The 16,540-nt window shown below is 70.3% G+C and carries 12 protein-coding genes, 1 tRNA gene and 3 pseudogenes; 6 read left to right on the forward strand and 10 right to left on the reverse strand.

What is annotated here, in order from left to right:
• Window positions 1-424 precede the first annotated feature (424 nt).
• On the forward strand, window positions 425-2,269 hold the full coding sequence (gene htpG / locus FV226_RS13450; RefSeq protein WP_147763301.1) for a molecular chaperone HtpG: 1,845 nt from the start codon (window positions 425-427) through the stop codon (window positions 2,267-2,269).
• 94 nt (window positions 2,270-2,363) lie between these two features.
• Window positions 2,364-2,453: transfer RNA gene (locus FV226_RS13455), tRNA-Ser, on the forward strand.
• Window positions 2,454-2,604: 151 nt separating this feature from the next.
• Here FV226_RS13455 and FV226_RS13460 read toward each other — a convergent pair.
• The 7 genes and pseudogenes from FV226_RS13460 to FV226_RS13490 all read right to left on the reverse strand — a co-directional run.
• Window positions 2,605-3,441, reverse strand: a pseudogene (locus FV226_RS13460) (IS3 family transposase); the annotation flags it as partial.
• Window positions 3,402-3,752 carry a transposase gene (locus tag FV226_RS13465; RefSeq protein ID WP_147763303.1) on the reverse strand — a complete coding sequence of 117 codons (351 nt, stop codon included), beginning with the start codon at window positions 3,750-3,752 and terminating at the stop codon, window positions 3,402-3,404. The pseudogene FV226_RS13460 and the gene FV226_RS13465, both read right to left, overlap by 40 nt.
• A 32-nt stretch (window positions 3,753-3,784) precedes the next feature.
• Window positions 3,785-4,924: pseudogene (locus tag FV226_RS13470) on the reverse strand (IS630 family transposase).
• Between the two features lie 182 nt (window positions 4,925-5,106).
• Window positions 5,107-6,348 (reverse strand): cytochrome P450, encoded by a 1,242-nt coding sequence (locus tag FV226_RS13475; RefSeq protein WP_147763304.1) that lies wholly within the window; start codon window positions 6,346-6,348, stop codon window positions 5,107-5,109.
• Window positions 6,341-7,681: an FAD/NAD(P)-binding oxidoreductase gene (locus FV226_RS13480; protein ID WP_147763316.1), complete on the reverse strand. Its 1,341-nt coding sequence runs from the start codon at window positions 7,679-7,681 to the stop codon at window positions 6,341-6,343. The genes FV226_RS13475 and FV226_RS13480 overlap by 8 nt, the downstream gene beginning before the upstream one ends.
• Window positions 7,682-7,701: 20 nt before the next feature.
• A complete protein-coding gene (locus FV226_RS13485; protein WP_147752084.1) occupies window positions 7,702-7,908 on the reverse strand; it encodes a ferredoxin in 207 nt (68 codons plus the stop codon).
• Window positions 7,909-8,166: 258 nt separating this feature from the next.
• A complete protein-coding gene (locus FV226_RS13490) occupies window positions 8,167-9,456 on the reverse strand; it encodes a nucleotide disphospho-sugar-binding domain-containing protein (RefSeq protein WP_147763305.1) in 1,290 nt (429 codons plus the stop codon).
• Window positions 9,457-9,572: 116 nt separating this feature from the next.
• Here FV226_RS13490 and FV226_RS13495 point away from each other — a divergent pair, with 116 nt between their 5' ends.
• Window positions 9,573-10,007 (forward strand): hypothetical protein, encoded by a 435-nt coding sequence (locus FV226_RS13495; protein WP_147763306.1) that lies wholly within the window; start codon window positions 9,573-9,575, stop codon window positions 10,005-10,007.
• 173 nt (window positions 10,008-10,180) lie between these two features.
• Here the strand turns inward: FV226_RS13495 and FV226_RS13500 are convergent, their stop codons facing one another.
• Both FV226_RS13500 and FV226_RS13505 read right to left on the reverse strand, forming a co-directional pair.
• On the reverse strand, window positions 10,181-11,392 hold the full coding sequence (locus FV226_RS13500) for a type II secretion system F family protein (RefSeq protein ID WP_147763307.1): 1,212 nt from the start codon (window positions 11,390-11,392) through the stop codon (window positions 10,181-10,183).
• The gene (locus tag FV226_RS13505; protein ID WP_147763308.1) at window positions 11,392-13,125 is read right to left on the reverse strand and encodes a GspE/PulE family protein; all 1,734 of its coding nucleotides are present in this window, start codon (window positions 13,123-13,125) and stop codon (window positions 11,392-11,394) included. The genes FV226_RS13500 and FV226_RS13505 overlap by 1 nt, the downstream gene beginning before the upstream one ends.
• A gap of 152 nt (window positions 13,126-13,277) precedes the next feature.
• Between FV226_RS13505 and FV226_RS13510 the strand changes: the two genes are divergently transcribed.
• From FV226_RS13510 to FV226_RS13520, 3 genes are read left to right on the forward strand one after another with little or no spacing between them, the layout of a single operon-like run.
• Window positions 13,278-14,360: a hypothetical protein gene (locus tag FV226_RS13510; protein ID WP_147763309.1), complete on the forward strand. Its 1,083-nt coding sequence runs from the start codon at window positions 13,278-13,280 to the stop codon at window positions 14,358-14,360.
• Window positions 14,357-14,896 (forward strand): GspMb/PilO family protein, encoded by a 540-nt coding sequence (locus FV226_RS13515; protein ID WP_187278756.1) that lies wholly within the window; start codon window positions 14,357-14,359, stop codon window positions 14,894-14,896. Before FV226_RS13510 ends, FV226_RS13515 begins: the two co-directional genes overlap by 4 nt.
• Window positions 14,893-15,399, forward strand: coding sequence for a hypothetical protein (locus FV226_RS13520; RefSeq protein ID WP_147763311.1), 507 nt, complete (start codon window positions 14,893-14,895; stop codon window positions 15,397-15,399). Before FV226_RS13515 ends, FV226_RS13520 begins: the two co-directional genes overlap by 4 nt.
• 26 nt (window positions 15,400-15,425) lie before the next feature.
• Here FV226_RS13520 and FV226_RS13525 read toward each other — a convergent pair.
• Window positions 15,426-16,540 (reverse strand): annotated as a pseudogene (locus FV226_RS13525) (type II secretion system protein GspD); the annotation flags it as partial.

Below are 16,540 nucleotides of genomic sequence, written 5' to 3' on the forward strand. Positions count from 1 at the left end.
GATAGGCCGGATCGGCGCGGGATTCGCAAGAATCGTGCGCCGGCCCTGTCGTGCAATCGCTCGAAAGCGCTTGCCCTGTTCGACTTCGGCCTCAGTCGCCGGCGCCCGCCTCCGCGGGCTCAGGCTTTCGCTCAGCTCGACGCCTTTCAGGACCGAGGTCCTGAAAAGCCCGCTGCGCGGGGCGCTCTTCGCGCCCTGAACCCGCTGAACGCGGCTTCGAGCGATCACCCTGGCCGGCTGTACAGGCCCTGCATGCGGCCAGCATTGAATTCGCGGGCCCGCGACGGCATATCGCCCCCGCATTCGCGGTGGCGCCCGGTCCGATCCGGCCGGGCGGCGCCGGATCGTGTCTTGACGCGCTTCCCGACGCCGCGCCGACATCCGCGTCGTCGGGCAGCGCTCCTTTGAAAGCGGAGCGACGACTGTGAGCGAGACGGTGGAACGGCACGAATTCGGTGCCGAAGTCGGGCGGCTGTTGGACCTCGTGGTCCACGCCCTCTACTCCGACCGCGAGATCTTCCTGCGGGAGCTGGTGGCCAACGCCGCCGACGCGATGGACCGCCGCCGGTTCGAGGCCCTGACCTCGGCGGCGAGCGCCCTGCCGGCCGACGCGAAGGTGCGGATCACCCCCGACAAGGCGGCCCGCACGCTCACCGTCTCGGATGCCGGCATCGGCATGAGCAAGGACGACCTGGCCTCGAACCTCGGCACGATCGCGCGCTCCGGCACGCGGGCGTTCTCGCAGACGCTGGCCGACGCCAAGCCCCAGGACGGCAAGGAAGACGAGAAGCCGAGCCTGATCGGCCAGTTCGGCGTCGGCTTCTACTCGGCCTTTATGGTGGCCGACCGCGTCACGGTCACCTCGCGGCGCGCGGGCACCGAGGAGGCCTGGACCTGGGCCTCGGAGGGGCAGGGCAGCTACACCCTCGAGCCGGCGACCCGCGAGGAGCCCGGCACCACGATCGTGATGCACCTGAAGGAGGATGCCGACGAGTACCTCGAGAGCTACCGCCTCGATCATCTGGTCCGCAAATGGGCCGACTTCATCACCGTGCCGATCGCCATCGTCGAGGACGGCAAGGAGGAATCGGCCAACCAGGGCACGGCGCTCTGGCGCAAGGCGAAATCCGAGATCACGCCTGAGCAGTACGATGAGTTCTACCGCTCGGTCGGCATAAACTTCGACAAGCCGTGGGCGACGCTGCATTGGCGCGCGGAAGGCGCGCTCGAGTTCTCGGCGTTGCTGTTCGTGCCCGGGATGAAGCCGTTCCAGGCGGTGGAGGGCGAGCGCGAGAGCAAGGTGCGCCTGCACGTCCGGCGCATGTTCATCACCGACGACGCCAAGCTGCTGCCCTCGTGGCTGCGCTTCGTGCAGGGCGTGGTCGACACCGAGGACCTGCCGCTCAACGTCTCGCGCGAGATGCTGCAGACGACGCCGGCGCTGGCCAAGATCCGCCGCGCGGTCACCGGCCGCGTGCTCTCCGAGCTGACGAGCCGGTCCAAGGACGCCGAGGGCTACCAGGCCTTCTGGGAGAACTTCGGGCCGGTGGTGAAGGAAGGTATCTACGAGGACCACGAGCGCCGCGCCGAGATCGCGCCGCTGCTGCGTTTCAAGTCCTCCGCGGTGGAAGGCTGGACCGGGCTCGCCGACTACGTCTCGCGGATGAAGGACGGCCAGGAGGCGATCTACTACCTCGTCGCCGACGACGCCGACGCGCTCGCCCGCTCGCCCCAGCTCGAAGGCTTCCGCGCCCGCGGCCTCGAGGTGCTGCTGCTCTCCGACCACGTCGACGCGTTCTGGCCCGAGCAGCTCGCGCGCTTCGAGGAGAAGCCGCTGCGCTCGGTGACCCAGGGCGCCCTCGACCTGTCGAAGTTCTCCGGCGACGCGGAGGCCGGCGAGGCCCCGGCCGGCGTCGACGACCTCGTCGCCAAGATCAAGGCGGCCTTGTCCGACGACGTCTCGGACGTGCGCGCCACCGACCGCCTCGTCGACAGCGCCGTGGTGCTGGCGGCCGGCGGCAACGGACCCGACCTGCAGATGCAGCGCCTGCTGCGCCGCGCCGGCCGCGCGGCCGGCGGCGGCAAGCCGATCCTGGAGATCAACCCGCGCCACCCGCTGATCCGCGCGCTGGCCGAGGGCCCGGAGGACGCGATCGCGCCGGCGGCCGGCACCCTCCTCGACCTCGCCCGCATCCAGGACGGCGACACCCCGCGCGACCCGGTCGCCTTCGCCCAGGTCGTCGCGGCGGCGCTGGCCGGGAAGGCCTGAGCCGACCGACGATCGCGATCGAAAAAGCGCGATCGCGCTTGTGATCCGGCGGTGCTTCATGCTAGGCACCGCCGGTCTCGACGAGGCACCTCGCGGAGAGGTGGCAGAGCGGTTGATTGTACCGCACTCGAAATGCGGCATGGGTGCAAGCCCATCGGGGGTTCGAATCCCCCCCTCTCCGCCAAGTTTTCCTATCGCATTGTAATTATTAGCTTTTTTACCCGATCGGGGTGATCTGCCGTCGTAGTGGTACATATGGGTGGTATGTGTTTCGGCGTTCAACTTTGACCCCGTGAGGCGGGGGATCTGGAGTGGGCCCCTGATGGTAGGCACGATCAGGCGGCGGTTTTGACCGTCGGCCGGGCGTGTTGCTGCTCGAACTGCACGGGGCTCAGGTACCCGAGCGCCGAGTGCAGCCGTTTGGTATTGTAGATCTCGTCGATGAAGCGCGGTAGCTCGGCTGCCACATCGGCGAAGGTCTCGAACGCCATCGGGTACACCCCCTCGACCTTGAGCGTCTTCATGAAGCTCTCGGCCTTGGCGTTGTCGTAGGGGTTGCCGCGCCGGCCCATCGAACCGATGATTCCGTGCTTGACCAACACCTTCCGATAGGCCTCGGCAGCGTATTGACTGCCGCGGTCCGTGTGGTGGGTCAGTCCCGGTGCCGGTCGACGCCGCTCGATCGCCGCGCGCAGAGCCGCGAGGGTCAGGCGGGCGTCGATCGACCGGCCAAGCGCGTAGCCGACCACGCGGCGCGACCAGGCATCTAGGATGATCGCGACGTAGACGAAGCCGCCCATCACCGCGACGTAGGTCAGATCCGCGACCCAAAGTTGGTCTGGCCTATTCGGAACGGTGTCCCGGGCCAGGTTCGGGAAGATCGGGCTCTCGTGGTCGCTGTCGGTGGTCGTGACGTAGCGGCGGCAAACACGCGGCTGCAGGTCATGCGCGCGCATGAGGCGGCGGACCTTCTTGTGATTCACCCGCCATCCTTGCTGGCGCAGGGCCGCTTGGACGCGGCGCCAGTCGTAGGCTTCAAACGCATCACAGATCGCCGCCATGGCCTCGACAAGGGCGGTGTCGTCGGCAGCCCGCGTCGGAGCGTCGTAGTAGGTGGAGCGCGCCAGACCCATCAGCCGGCATCCCGCAGCGACGGAGAGGCTGCCGGGCCGGTGATCACGGACATAGGCCCGCTTCTCGGCGGTGGTCCCTGGCGCAGAGCCCCTTTTAAAAACTCGAGCTCAAGCGCCTGCCGGCCGACGAGCCGTTCGAGCGCGGCGATGCGTGCCTCGTAGGCTTGGATCGTGTCGGCGGCGGCCGCGTCATCGTCGAACGCGCCGGTCTCGTACTTCTGCACCCAGACCCGCACGAGGTTGCGCGAGAGGTCGTGGCGCTTGGCCAGGCCGTGCAGCGTCTCGCCGGACAGATACTCCTGCGCGACCTGACGCTTGAACGCGACGCTGTGGGAACGGTGTCGTGCCATGGTCTTCATCCTTCGAAGACCCGGCCATCCGGTCAATCAGCCCTGCCCAATCTGTCCACCATCAGGGGCCCACTCCAGAACCCATGGGCCCATTGGCGCAGTCCGATGGGCATGATGCGCCAGGGTTGGGCGATGAGCTTTTTGCCAGGCGTCACAGCCATGATCGATGATGTCGTCGTAGGATGGGAAGACCCGGTTTCCGAGCCAGTTGTCGCGAAGGAACTGCCAGAGGTTCTCGACCGGGTTGAGTTCGGGTGAGCGCGCCGGCAGGGGCAGGAAGGTGATGTTGTCGGGAACCGGCAGCTTCCTGGTGGTGTGCCAGCCGGCCTGGTCGAGCAGGAGCACGGCGTGGGCGCCAGGAGCGATGGTCGTTGCGATTTCTTCGAGGTGATGAGCCATGGCTGACGTGGTGCAGCGGGGCATGACCAAGCCTGCGCCGACGCCCCGGGCCGGGCAGATCGCCCCGAAGATGTAGGCCGAGGCCGTGCGCTGGTCCTTGGGGGCCGAGGGTCGCGTTCCGCGCTCGGCCCAGCGCCGGGTCAGGGTGTTCTTCTGGCCGACACGAGCCTCGTCGCAGAACCAGACCTCTATCGGCTTGCCGCCGACGGCCTGCGCGATGTCCGCCAGACGGTCGGGGAAGTCTTTTTAAAAACGGCCGCGGCGTCCGGATCCTGGGCGTGATGGCGCGGGCGGGCCGAGAGCTTGGCGAAGCCCATGGCTCGCAAGACCCGGCTCAAGGTCTGCTCGGAGACCGACACGCCGTGATCCTCGCACAGGATCTGGGCCAGATCGCACAACCGCCAGCGCACCACACCGTGTGCGGCTGGCGTCGGTCCCTGGTCGACCAGCGCCTTGAGGACATCGCGCTGATCGGCGTTCAGGCGCGGCCGAGCCCCGGGGGCCTTGCCGTCGACCAGCCCGTCCGGTCCATCGGCGTTGAAGGCCACGACCCGGTCGCGCACCGTTTGCAACCCGACCCCGCCGATCTCGGCCGCCTCCAAGCGCAGACCACCCGCGGCGATCACCGACAGCGCCAACAGGCGGCGGGTCTGCGCCGGATCACGCGAACCCTGGGCCAGACCGCGCAAGGCCTCGGCATCATAATCCGATCGCAGTGGCACCGGAGCAGCCATCACATCCTCCTCAGGCTCCAAACCTGAAAAGAGAATCACGACCTGGATCGCGATGCTACCTCACGTGAATCACGTTCAACGGGGCTTGGTATAAGGCCACTTTTAGTCAATCTCGGCCAAAAATCGAGTTTCTGAACGAAGTCGAGCCGCCGCCGGTATCCGGGAAGTCTGCCTTCAAAGAAGACCGCATTTCAGGCGGTGCCCCCACACCGCAAAGCCCTTCAAACGACGCCGCCAATCCCGATGCCAAGCTGTTCGGGACCGCGTAGCGAAGCACCGCTCCTATAGGGCGGCGGATCCGACAAAAGCCGGGGTGCCACGAGGCGGCGGCTGAGGGCCACGAGGGCGATTTCGGTTTCGATCCGCGCGAGCGGCGCCCCCATGCAGTAGTGAAGTCCGCCGCCGAAGCCAAAATGCTGGACGTCGTCACGGTCGGGATCGAAGCGGTCGGGGTCGGCGAAGCGGGCGGGGTCGCGGTTCGCGGCGGCAAACAGCAGGATGACGGGGGCACCCTTCGGAATGGTGTGTCCGGCGATCTCGATGGTGCCCAGCGCCTTGCGGGTTCGGAAGTGCACCGGCGGTTCGTAGCGGAGCAGTTCCTCGATGACCCGCGGGGCCCGCTCGGGGTCGGCCCGGAGCTTGTCCCATTCGTGGGGATGGCGCAGCAGCGTGAGCATGCCGTTGGTGATCAGGTTCACCGTCGTCTCGTGGCCCGCCACGAGCAGCAGGATCGCCGTCGAGATCAGATCGAAATCGCCCATGGCCGGCTTGCCATTGGGAGACGGTGCAGCCAGCGCGCTGAGCAGGTCCGGCGTGGGCCGCCGGCGCTTCTCGCGGATCAGCGCACGCATGTAGCCGGAGATGGCGTCGAAGGCGGCGGCCGTCCGGTGCCGGCTGGCCTCGTCGTGGCGGGTATCGGGCTCCAGCGCGGTGGCGAGTTGCGAAGCCCAGGACTGGAACTGCGGCTCGTCCTTCTCCGGCACTCCGAGCATGTCGCAGATCACGGCGACCGGCAGCGGGTAGGAGAAATCCTCCACGAGGCAGATCTCGTCGCGTCCCCGGCAATCCTCGATCAGCGCGTCGACGTCGCGCTCGACCCGCTGCCTCAGGGCCTGCACCCGCGTCACGGAGAATTCCCGCATGACGACGCCGCGCAGGGTGTCGTGATCGGGTGGATCGCGGAAGATCAGCGGGCGATGCGCGGTGACGATGCGATCCTTGATCGGGTTGAGCAGCCAGTCCTTGATCGGGTTTCCGGTCCGCGGCCGGCGCGAGGGCGGCAGATCCTCGGAACTGAGCCGCGGATCGAAGATCAGGCTGCGGATCGCCGCATGGGTGCTCACCACGACGCTGCCGTCGCTCTGGCGCGAGACAGGCTTCTCCCGCAGCCGCGCGTAGATCGGATAGGGATCGGCTCGGTTGGCCGGGTCCAGCACCTCGGCAAACAGCGTGTCCTCAGGCATGACGAGCCTCGTCGGAACGGGAGACATGTGAGCCGGAGACTTGTGACCCGGAGACATGTGAGCCGGAGGCTTGGCGCGGCGGCGGGAAGCCGGGGAGCCCGGAGACGATGCGATCCTGATCGCTCGCATCGCGGATCGGCGGGAAGGCGCCGCCGATCCGGATCGCCTCCGCATACGCGGGGAGCCACCGGGCCTGATCGAACGACACGGCACTGATGCTGCGCCCCTCGCGGCCGTAGACGGCGAGGAAGCGTCGCGAGGCGCGCGAGCCGTGAACGATCGCGACCGTATCCGCTCCCTCGCTGAGGCCGACGGCCTTGATGTTGATCCCGAATTGGCTCGACCAGAACGCCGGGAGATGGTCGTAGGGGCGTTGGTCGTCGGCCGTCGCCAGCATGTTGCGCGCCGCATGGCCGCCTTGCGCGACGGCGTTGCCCCAGTGCTCCACCGAGATCAGCCGATCCCCATAGAGGGAGATCGGCCATCGCGCCACGTCTCCGGCCGCGTAGATGTCCGGGCACGGCGCGCCATCGGCGTCCAGGGTTCGGCACGCAGCATCGCAGGTCAGGCCGCTGGCATCGGCCATCAGGCCGGCCGCCTTCAGCCACCCCGTCTCCCGGACGGCGCCGAGCGCGACGATGACCAGGTCGGCCTCGACGACATGCTCGTCCGAAAGATGGGCGCGAACCACCCGGCCGGTCGCGTCGCCCTCGAAGCGCAGCACCTGTGCGTTCGGACGATACGTGACGCCGGCATCCTTGAGACAGTCCGCGATCACGCCGCCGACCCACGTACCGAGGGAGCGGGCGAGCGGGGTCAGGTTTGGATCGATCAGGGTGACCGGCAATCCCAGGCTGCGGCAGCAGGAGGCCGCCTCGCAACCGATCAGGCCGGCGCCGACGATGAGGATGCGAGACGGACCCGCGACCAGGGCTGCACGCAGGCGCGCGGCGTCGTCACGGCCGCGCAGGGTGAAGATGTTGCCGAGCGTGCCGCCGGACTCCACCGGCCAGGGGCGGGCCCGCGCGCCGGTCGTGACGAGCAGCTTGTCGTAGGCAAGCACCGCCCCGTCCGCGAGGCCGATCGTGTGCGCGCGACGATCGAGGTCGATCACGGCCTGACCCAGCATCCAGCGCGCGTCGAGGTCTGCGCGTTGCGGAAGCTCGGTCGCGTCCGCGGCCAGTTCGCCGGAGAGGACGTGTTTCGACAGAGGCGGCCGGTCGTAGGGGCGGTGCGGTTCGTCGCCGACGATCGTGATGCGGCCTCGATAACCGTTGAGGCGCAAGGCTTCCGCGCCGTGGAGGCCGGCGAGCGACGCGCCCACGACGATCATGCCGGGCGTGTCGACGCCGCTCACTGGGTCACTCCAGGCTCGGCCTGCATGCGTATGGCGCGGACGGGGCAGGCATGGACGGCGCGTTCGATCTCGCCCCGACGGGCGCGGGGGGGCGCCGGATCGTAGAACAGGATCTCATGGCCCCGCACGTCGAAGACTCCCGGCGCCGCAAAGCAGCATTGCGCATAGCCCTGACAACGGTTCAGGTCGACCACGACGCGCAAGGGGACTTCCGCATCATCGATGGTCTGAGGAACGAGCGTCATCGGGTTGGGTCGCTGATCGTCAAATGCCAAGGAAAGGGCCGTCCTGATCGTCGGCCTGCGGAATCAGTTTAGCAGCGGATCCCATGGGCAGGCCGGTCGTCACAGCCAGGACGAGCGTGGCGGCAAATGCAGTCAGCCCAGGTCTCCGTAGCATAGCGTAGGCGGACCGATTTGCACCCGATTCACGTCTGGCGCTGCGGCAGATCGGCGTTGTCGTCATGCTGCGATCCCCCTGACGGCGCGCCCGCCGCGAACGACATCGTCGATCCCCGAAAGAACGGCCTGTCTCGAATCGAGGCGGGCGAAGTCCTGAGCCACGGCCTCGGCACGCATGCGGAAACGCCGTTGCGCGAGAACCGTGCCGATCGCGTCGCGAAGCGCGTCGACGGTCGGAGCGTTGGCGGCCAGGTTGAGGCCGGCGCCCGACCACTCGATGCGCGCGCCGATCTCCGCCTTGTCCTCGGTCAGCCCGGACGAGACGATCGGCACGCCGGCTGCGAGGGCCTGCGAGACGCTGCCGTAACCGCCATTCGTCACGAGGACGGCGACGTCGGACAGCATCGCGTCGAACGGAAGAAAGGGGGCGATGCGGGCGTTGCTCGGGATCGGCCCGCGAAGGGCCTCGACCGGGCGCCCTCCCGTGGTCGCGACGACGAGGAGGTCGTCGCGGTCCGCCAGCGCCGCCAAGGTCGGCTCGATCAGTTCGCCGAAATCGGCGTTGGCGAGGGTGCCTTGCGTGACCAGAACCACGGGCTTGCCGAGGTCGCGGGTCGCCCACCAATCCGGAAGCGGCACGTCGGCGTTCGTCACCGGCAGCAGGCCGGTGAAACGCAGGTTGGGCGGCAGCGTCCCGAAATCGTACTCGAAGCCCGGCACGGTCTGCTGGAGGAACAGGTCCGGCAGCGTGGCGATGGAATGAGGCAGCGCGGCCGGCAGAGCCGGTACGCCGAGGCGCGCGAGTTGATCGTTCGCGTAGACGCGCACGGGATCGGCGAAGGCTGCGTCCATGCCGGCCTTGAGGACCGCGTAACGGGCCTGCTCGGCGCAATCCTTCGCCGGCGGCAGGCCGAGGCCGACGGGCGCCTCGTCGGGCCTGTCGAGGAACAGGAAACTCACGTTCAGGACGACGATCGGCGGGCGCGGCTTGGAATCGAGCAACAGGGGCAGCACGCCGAGGAACATGCTTCCCGCGACGACGACATCGGGCTGCTCGTCGTCGATCAGCCGACGCAGGGCGTCCGTCTGGTGCGGGATGGGATCGATGAAGCGTCGCGCGAATTCCAGCCGATAACGCTCCGGGCCCGCCGGCAGATCGATCGCGCGATATTCGGCGGCATGGTCGTCGTCGATGGGCGAAAACCGTAGGCCCGCGGCCTCGACCTTTTTCCGGAATCGTTCGGCCGTCGTCATGACGACCACGTCCCCGCGTGCGGCCAGAAGTCGGCCGACCGCGAGCAGCGGATTGACGTGCCCGGTCAAGGCCGTGGCTGCGATCAGCACCTTCATGGCGGTGCGTCCCTTAAAAATTCGATTGCGATGCAGTGACTACGCTGCACTGCACCCAACGGTTACGTGCCCTAACCGCGACCAAGTGTGCCAGCACACGCGGCTCCGTGGTTGCGATGGCGCGGGCGATCGTCGACGACACCGATTCCACGCAGGCCCGGTTCGTGATCGATCGGTCCCAGCAGGCGGCGGGCCTCACGGATGCTGGGGCCGCGGCCTCGAATGCCTTTGGCGAGTTCGTGGAGGAACTCCAGCGCGAGATCAGCGCGGCAGGGGCGGCGAGCAACGCGCTCGGCAATCTGTCGCGGACATGGATGCCTCACGCTTCGGCACCGCAATTGCGGGCCTGCGATGATCGAGGCTTCCGTCCGGCAGGTGCAGCGACGTCCACCGGAACCAACGACAAAATAAGGGCCCTTGAATCCTACCGGTTCTACTCCGCCACTCCCTCGCCCGAGAGCCGCGATAGGCAGCCGAGGATGGTCGAACCTAACATACTCGGCGTCATCGCTCCCGCTTCACCGCAACGAGTCAATACCAGTCATGAATAGGGGGTCAGCCTTGGATCTACGTCGTACAAAGAGGATGACGTCTGGAACGATTAATGGACTGCGAGGCCGACGCGCCGGGTGCCTCAGCCAGCCGCCGTACAATCTCAACGGCAAACCGAGGATCTCTTAACTCGACGCCACGACCAGCCGACCCCGTCACCGGCATCAACCACTCACTGAGCCAGTTGCCCCACGCTCAGGATCGCGCCCATCACCGAGACGATGAGGCCGCCGATCAGGCCGCCGATGGCGATCGTGACCAGCGGCGTGATCAGGGCGAGGAGGCGGTCGATGCGCTGGCGGGTCTGGGTCTCGTGCATCTCGGCGGCGTGGATCAGGACGCTGCCGAGGCGGTTCACCTGCTCGCCGCTGGCGATGAGGTTGAGCGTGGACGGCGCGTAGGCTTTCAGGCTGGAGAGGCCGGAGGCGAGGGTGCCGCCCTCGGTGAGGCGGCGGCCTGCCTCGTCCAGCGCCTGCCGGAAGATCCGGTTGTTTGCGAGCGGGCGCGTCGCCGCCACCGCATCCGGGATCGGGACCTCCGCCTGCAGCAGCGTCCCGAGGACACGGCAGATCCGGCCGAGCTCGACCCCGACCACGATGCTGCGCAGCAACGGCAGCCGCAGGGCGAGCCGGCTGCGGCCTGCGGCGAAACCGGGCTTGCGCCAGGTCTGCGCGAGGCCGAGGGCGAGCGCGGCGGTGCCGGCGAGGAGGAACGGCCAGCCGGCCGAGAGGCCGGCGCCGAGGGCGCCCGCGGCGCGGATCGCGAAGGGCGGCTCGCGGCCGCTGCCCTCGAACAGCGGCGCCAGCGCGGGCACCAGCACGCCGACGATCATGACGAGGGTGCCGATCGCCATCAGCACGAGCAGCGCCGGGTAGATCAGTGCGGAGGAGAGGTGGCGGCGCACGGCGTCGCGGCGCTCGATCGAGGCGGTGAGCGAGGCCAGCACGTCGACGAGGGTGCCGGTCGCCTCGCCCGCGCGCAGGATGTCGACCATGTCGGCCGGGAAGGCTTGAGGATGGGACGCCATCGCCCGTGACAGCGAGGCTCCGCCGACCACCCGCTCGAGCACGTCGGCGATGATCGGCTTCAACGCCCCCGACGCCTGCCGCTCGACCAGGCGCAGCGCCCGGTCCACGGTCAGCCCCGCGGCGACGAGGGTTCCGAACTCCTTCAGGAAGGCGATGCGGGCCGCGTCGTTCACCCGGTCGCGGCCGAGCAGGTCCCGGCGCCAGAACGGGATCGCCTCGGCCGCGGCCTCGATGGCGAAGACCTGGAGGCCGTCCAGCCGCAGCTGCGCCACCGCCCGCTGGCGGCTCTCGGCCTCGACCCGGCCGCTGCGCGCGCGGCCGTCTGCGGCGTAGGCCTTGTACGCGAACGCCGCCATCAGACCGATCCTTCCAGCACGCGCCCGATCTCGTCGAGAGTCGTCTCGCCGGCGATCACGCGGGCGCGCCCGGTCTCGGCGAGGCTCGCCATTCCCGCCTCATGCGCCGCGGCGGCGATGGCCTGCTCGCCGGCCGACGCGGTGATGAGGCCGCGCAGGCGGCCGTCGAGGGGCATGATCTCGGACACGACCATGCGGCCGCGATAACCGGTGCCGGTGCACGCCTCGCAGCCGCAGGCGCGCTTCAGGCTGAGCGGCGTGCCGGGCGCGACGCGTAGGCGCAGACGCTCCTGGTCGGTCGCCGGCTCGTCGCGGGCGCAGGCCGGGCAGAGCCGGCGGACCAGGCGCTGGGCGACCACGCCGTTCAGCACCGCGGCGAGCAGGTAGGGCTCGACGCCCATGTCCATCAGCCGGGTGACGGTGGCCGGCGCGGAGTTGGTGTGGAGCGTCGAGACGACGAGGTGGCCGGTCAACGCCGCCTGGACCGCGATGCGGGCGGTCTCGCCGTCGCGGATCTCGCCGATCATCACCACGTCCGGGTCCTGGCGCAGGATCGAGCGCAACGCCGCGGCGAAGTCGAGGCCGATGCCGGGATGGGCCTGGACCTGGTTGACGCCGGCCATCCGATACTCGACCGGGTCCTCGACGGTGACGACCTTGAGATGGGGCCCGTTGATGCGCCGCAGGGCCGCGTAGAGCGTGGTGGTCTTGCCGGAACCGGTCGGCCCGGTGACGAGGACGAGGCCGTTGGGGCGGCTCGTCATCGCCCCGATGCGGGCGATCGCCGGCGCGTCGAAGCCGAGGGAGGTGAAGTCCTCGACCCGGCGCGAACCGTCGAGCACGCGCAGGACCACGCTTTCGCCGTGGGCGGTTGGCAGGGTCGAGACGCGGATGTCCACGTCCTGGCCGCGGTCCGGCGCCTTCATGCGCCCGTCCTGGGGCAGGCGGCGCTCGGCGATGTTGAGGCCGGCCTGGATCTTGATGCGCGTGGTCAGGGCGAGCTGCACCGACTTGGCGAGCCGCTCGGCCTCCACCAGCACGCCGTCGACGCGGTAGCGGACGCGCATGTCCGCTTCCTCCGCCTCCAGGTGGATGTCCGAGGCCGAGAGCTCGAACGCCTTGCGCACGAGGCGCGCGGCGAGGCGGACGATCGGCGCCTGGCTCGCCACGTCCTGCAGCCGCGTGAGGTCGTCTTCGCCGCCGTCCTCCTGGTCGGCGCCGGGCACGTCGCCGTAGACTGCGCGATGCGAGCGCTCGAAGGCGCTCGGGCCCACGAGCCGGCGCTCGACCAGGCGGTCGGTCAGGTGCTCGAGCGCGGCCGTCGTCTCCGCGTCGAAGGCGTCGACGATGGCGACGACGAGACGGTCGGGCTCCGCCAGCAGCGGCAGCACCCGGGCGCGGGCGCAGTAGTCGGCGCCGATCGCCTCCGGCAGGACCGGGCTCGGCGGCAGCTCGTCGTCGCGCAGGATCGCGAGTCCGGTGGCGTCCGAGAGGGCGGTGACGAGGGTGGTCTCGTGGAGGAGGCCGAGTTCGATCAGCAGGGCCGGCACCGAGCGGCGGCCGGGCAGGTCGAGGGCCGCCCGCGCGCGATCGAGGCCGCCCGCATCGAGGACCCCGCTCTCGGCGAGGCCTTCGACGAAGGCCCGCGCCGCATCGCCCCGGTCGCGCTCGGGGGCGCGCCGGTCCGGCCGCGCCCGCACGGGCCGGCTCTTCGATCCCCAGACGTCCAGCATCGCCACGGCACCCCGGCGTACCGGATCCCGCACCGCGGCAGGCAGGTCGCACCGCGGCAGGCAGGTCGGCATCGCGCTTAAGCGAATGGAAACACCGCAGGCTTAACATTTCTTGCAGCGGACGCTTCGTGCCGCGCAGCGGGACGAGCCGTTTGAACCTCTCAGGCGTCTTCCGGCCCGATCTGGGCCTGCGCGCGCGGCTCCGCGGCTCCGCCCTGCGCCCGAGCCTCGACGAGGCGTCGCGTCTGCTCGGTCTCACCGACCCGCGCCTCGACCGGGAACCCGGCCTCCTGACGATCGGCCTCGGCGTGCCGGGCACCACGGCGCTGACGGTGATCGACCAGCGCGGCGAGACGCCCCGGACCTATCACCTCGACGCCGAGGCGGAGGACCTCGCGGAGCGGCTTGCGGCGATCCGCGGCGGCCGGCCGGGCCTGAACGTCCGCATCCGGGTCGACCCCGCCTCCTGCTTCATCCGCACCCTGACCCTGCCGAGCGCGGCGCTGCCGCGGATGCGCGCCGTCCTCGCCCAGGAACTCGAGGCGGCGACGCCGTTCCGCAGCGAGGCCGTGCACGGCGACTGGTACGTGGAGGGCGAGGATGCGGAGACCGCCACGCTCCGCGTGCGCCACGTCGTCCTGAAGCGCGCCCGCCTCGCGCCGCTGCTCGGCACCCTCGACCGGGCCGGCCTGCAGCTCGATGCGATCGTCGTCGGGGCGGCCGAGGACCGCACCATGCCCCTCGACCTGCTCAGTGACGGGCACCGCGCCTTGCCCGGCTTCCTGCGCGGGGCCGGCGCCGGCAACCTCGCCCTGGTCGGCGGGGCGCTGTTGCTGATGGTCGTCGCCTTCCTGTCGCTCCGCGCGCAGCAGGAGGCGACGCTCGCCGGCCTCGACGAGGCGTTCCTGGCCGCCCGCCGCGCGGCCGGGCCGTCGGCGAAGCCGCTGGTCCAGGCGGGCACCGCCGCGATCCTGGCCGAGCGCGGTCCTCCGCTCGCGCGAACCTGGGACGCCATCGCCGCCGCCCTGCCGGACGCCGCCTCGGCGCAGAGCCTGCGCATCGATGCCGAGGGCGTCGTCCTGACCCTCGTCGCGCCGGACGAGGCCGCGGTGCTGGGTGCGCTCGGCAGCGTTTCGGGCTTCGGCACGCCGGCCTTGCGCGAGGCGACGCCGTTCCAGGGCGGGCGATGGCTCGTCGTCGCGCTGCCGCGGATGCCAGGCCGGAAGCAGCCATGAGCCCGACCCTCGCCCACCTGACCGCCCGCCCCGTGCTGGCCGCGCTCGCCGGGGGCGGCTTGCTGCTCGCCCTCGCCGTCGGGCCGGTGCTCGACGCCTGGGAGACGGCCGACCGGATCGCGGCGAGCCGCGACGCGCTCGTCCGCGCCTGCGAGGCGGCGGCCCGGCCGCCGGTCCCGGTGCCGCTCGTCGGCAACGGCGCCGACGCCCTGCTCGGGGCCTTTCGCGGCCGCCTCGACGCGCTCGTCGCCGAGCGTGCCGCGGTGATCGACCGGGCCGAGCTCGAAGCGGACCCGGCCCGTCCGGCGCTGCCGCGCCTGCGTGCGTCCCTGCGCGGGACGGCGGACGCGCTGCAAGGCCTGCTCGACGCGCTTGAGACGCAAGCCCCGCTCGTCGCCGTCGAGGAGGCCGAAATCCGCGTCGAGCGTCCGGCCGACCCCGACCTCGAACGCCCGACCGGGCTGCGCCTCGCCCTCACCGTGCGCGGTGTGCTCCTGCCGGAGCCGGGAAGCACCGCGCCGGGAGGCACGCCGTGACCAGTCCCACCGCCTTCCTCACCGAGACGAGCGGCGGCCCGCGCCTGCTGTTCGCGCTCGCGGCTGCGGCCGCCGCGGCCGCCTACGCCTGGCCGGTCACGCTTCCGCCGCCGGGGCCGTCGCCGATCCCGCAGCAGACCACGCCGGCGGGGGCGGCGGCCCTGGCCCGGCCGCTGTTCGATCCGGGCCGGCGCCCCTGGACCGCCCGAGGCAGTCGCGATGCGGTGCTGGCGAGCGATCCGCCCCGGCCGATCCTCACCCTGCGCGGCATCCGGCGCGACGGCGGTCCCAGGCGCGCGCTGATCGACGACGGCGGCGGCGAACCCGCCTGGCTCGGGCAGGGCGAGGGGCGCAACGGCTGGCAGGTGGTCGAGGTCGGGCCGGACCGCGTGAAGCTGGTCCAGGACGGCGTCACCTACGCGACGGAGTTCATGGGCACGCCCGCGATCCTGCGCCCGAAGCGCAAGGCGGCATCCGAGGCCGCTCCGGCGCTACGGCCCTGACGGGCCGCCCGGGTCGGGCCGACCTCTCAGTCGAGCATCCGGCGCAGAACGCCCTGGCTGCCGTTGGGCGTGATCGCCATGGGCGGCGGGGCGGGCACCGGACGGACCGGCATCATCGCGCGGAACTGGTCGCGGAAATCCTGGGCGATGCGGTCCGCCTCGACCGTGCCGCGGATCACCTTCGGCCGGATGAACACGATCAGCTCCGTCCGCACCCGCGTGTCGACGCGGTTGCGGAAGGCCGGCCCGAACTGCGGCATGTCGCCGAGCACCGGCACGCTCTCATTGGTGATCTGCGCCTTTTCCTGGACGAGACCGCCGATGGCGAGGCTGTGGCCGTCGTTCACCGCCACGCTCGTCGCCACCTTGCGCTGGCGGATGGTCGGCGAGTTGATCGACGAGGTCGTCGTCGGCACCACGTCGCTGACCTCCTGGTTGATGTCGAGCACCACGAGGCCGTTCTTGTTCACTCGCGGCGTGACCGAGAGGATCACGCCGGTGTCCTTCATCTCGATCTCGTTGAGGATCGGGGCGTTGGTGGAGAGCGCGCTCTGGCCGCTCTGCTTGACGATCGGCACCTGGTCGCCGACCTGAAGCTTTGCGGTGCGGTTGTCGAGCACGGTGATGTTGGGCGACGAGATCACGTTGACCCGCGTCACGCCTTCGAGCGCGTTCAGCACGACGTTGAAGTCGCTGGCGTTCAAGAGGTAGTTGAAGCCTGTCACCCCGCGGGTCGCCGCGCCGAGCAGGGCCGCGGTGCCGCCGGTGGCGGCGGCCGCCCCCACGGTCGCGGCCTGGGCGAGGTTGAACTGCGCGCCCCGGTTCTTGAGGAACCACTGCACGCCGAACCGCAGCTCGTCGTTCAGGGTCACCTCGGCGATCACCGTCTCCAAGAGCACCTGGGTCGGCATCGCATCGAGGCGGCCGAGAATCCTGAGGATCTTGTCGTACTGGTTGCGCGTCGCCGAGATCACGAGGCTGTTGTTCGCCTCGTCGGCGACGATGCCGACGACGTCGCGCCGCCCGTTGCGGCCCATCCCCATGTCGGCCCCGTAGCCGCCACCGTAGGCGGACGCTCCGGCTCCGTAACCCGCGCCCGCCCCGTAACCCGCGCCAGCGCCGCCCGCGATAGCCGGCGCAC

Source organism: Methylobacterium sp. WL12 (genome assembly GCF_008039475.1).
Taxonomy (GTDB): domain Bacteria; phylum Pseudomonadota; class Alphaproteobacteria; order Rhizobiales; family Beijerinckiaceae; genus Methylobacterium; species Methylobacterium cerastii.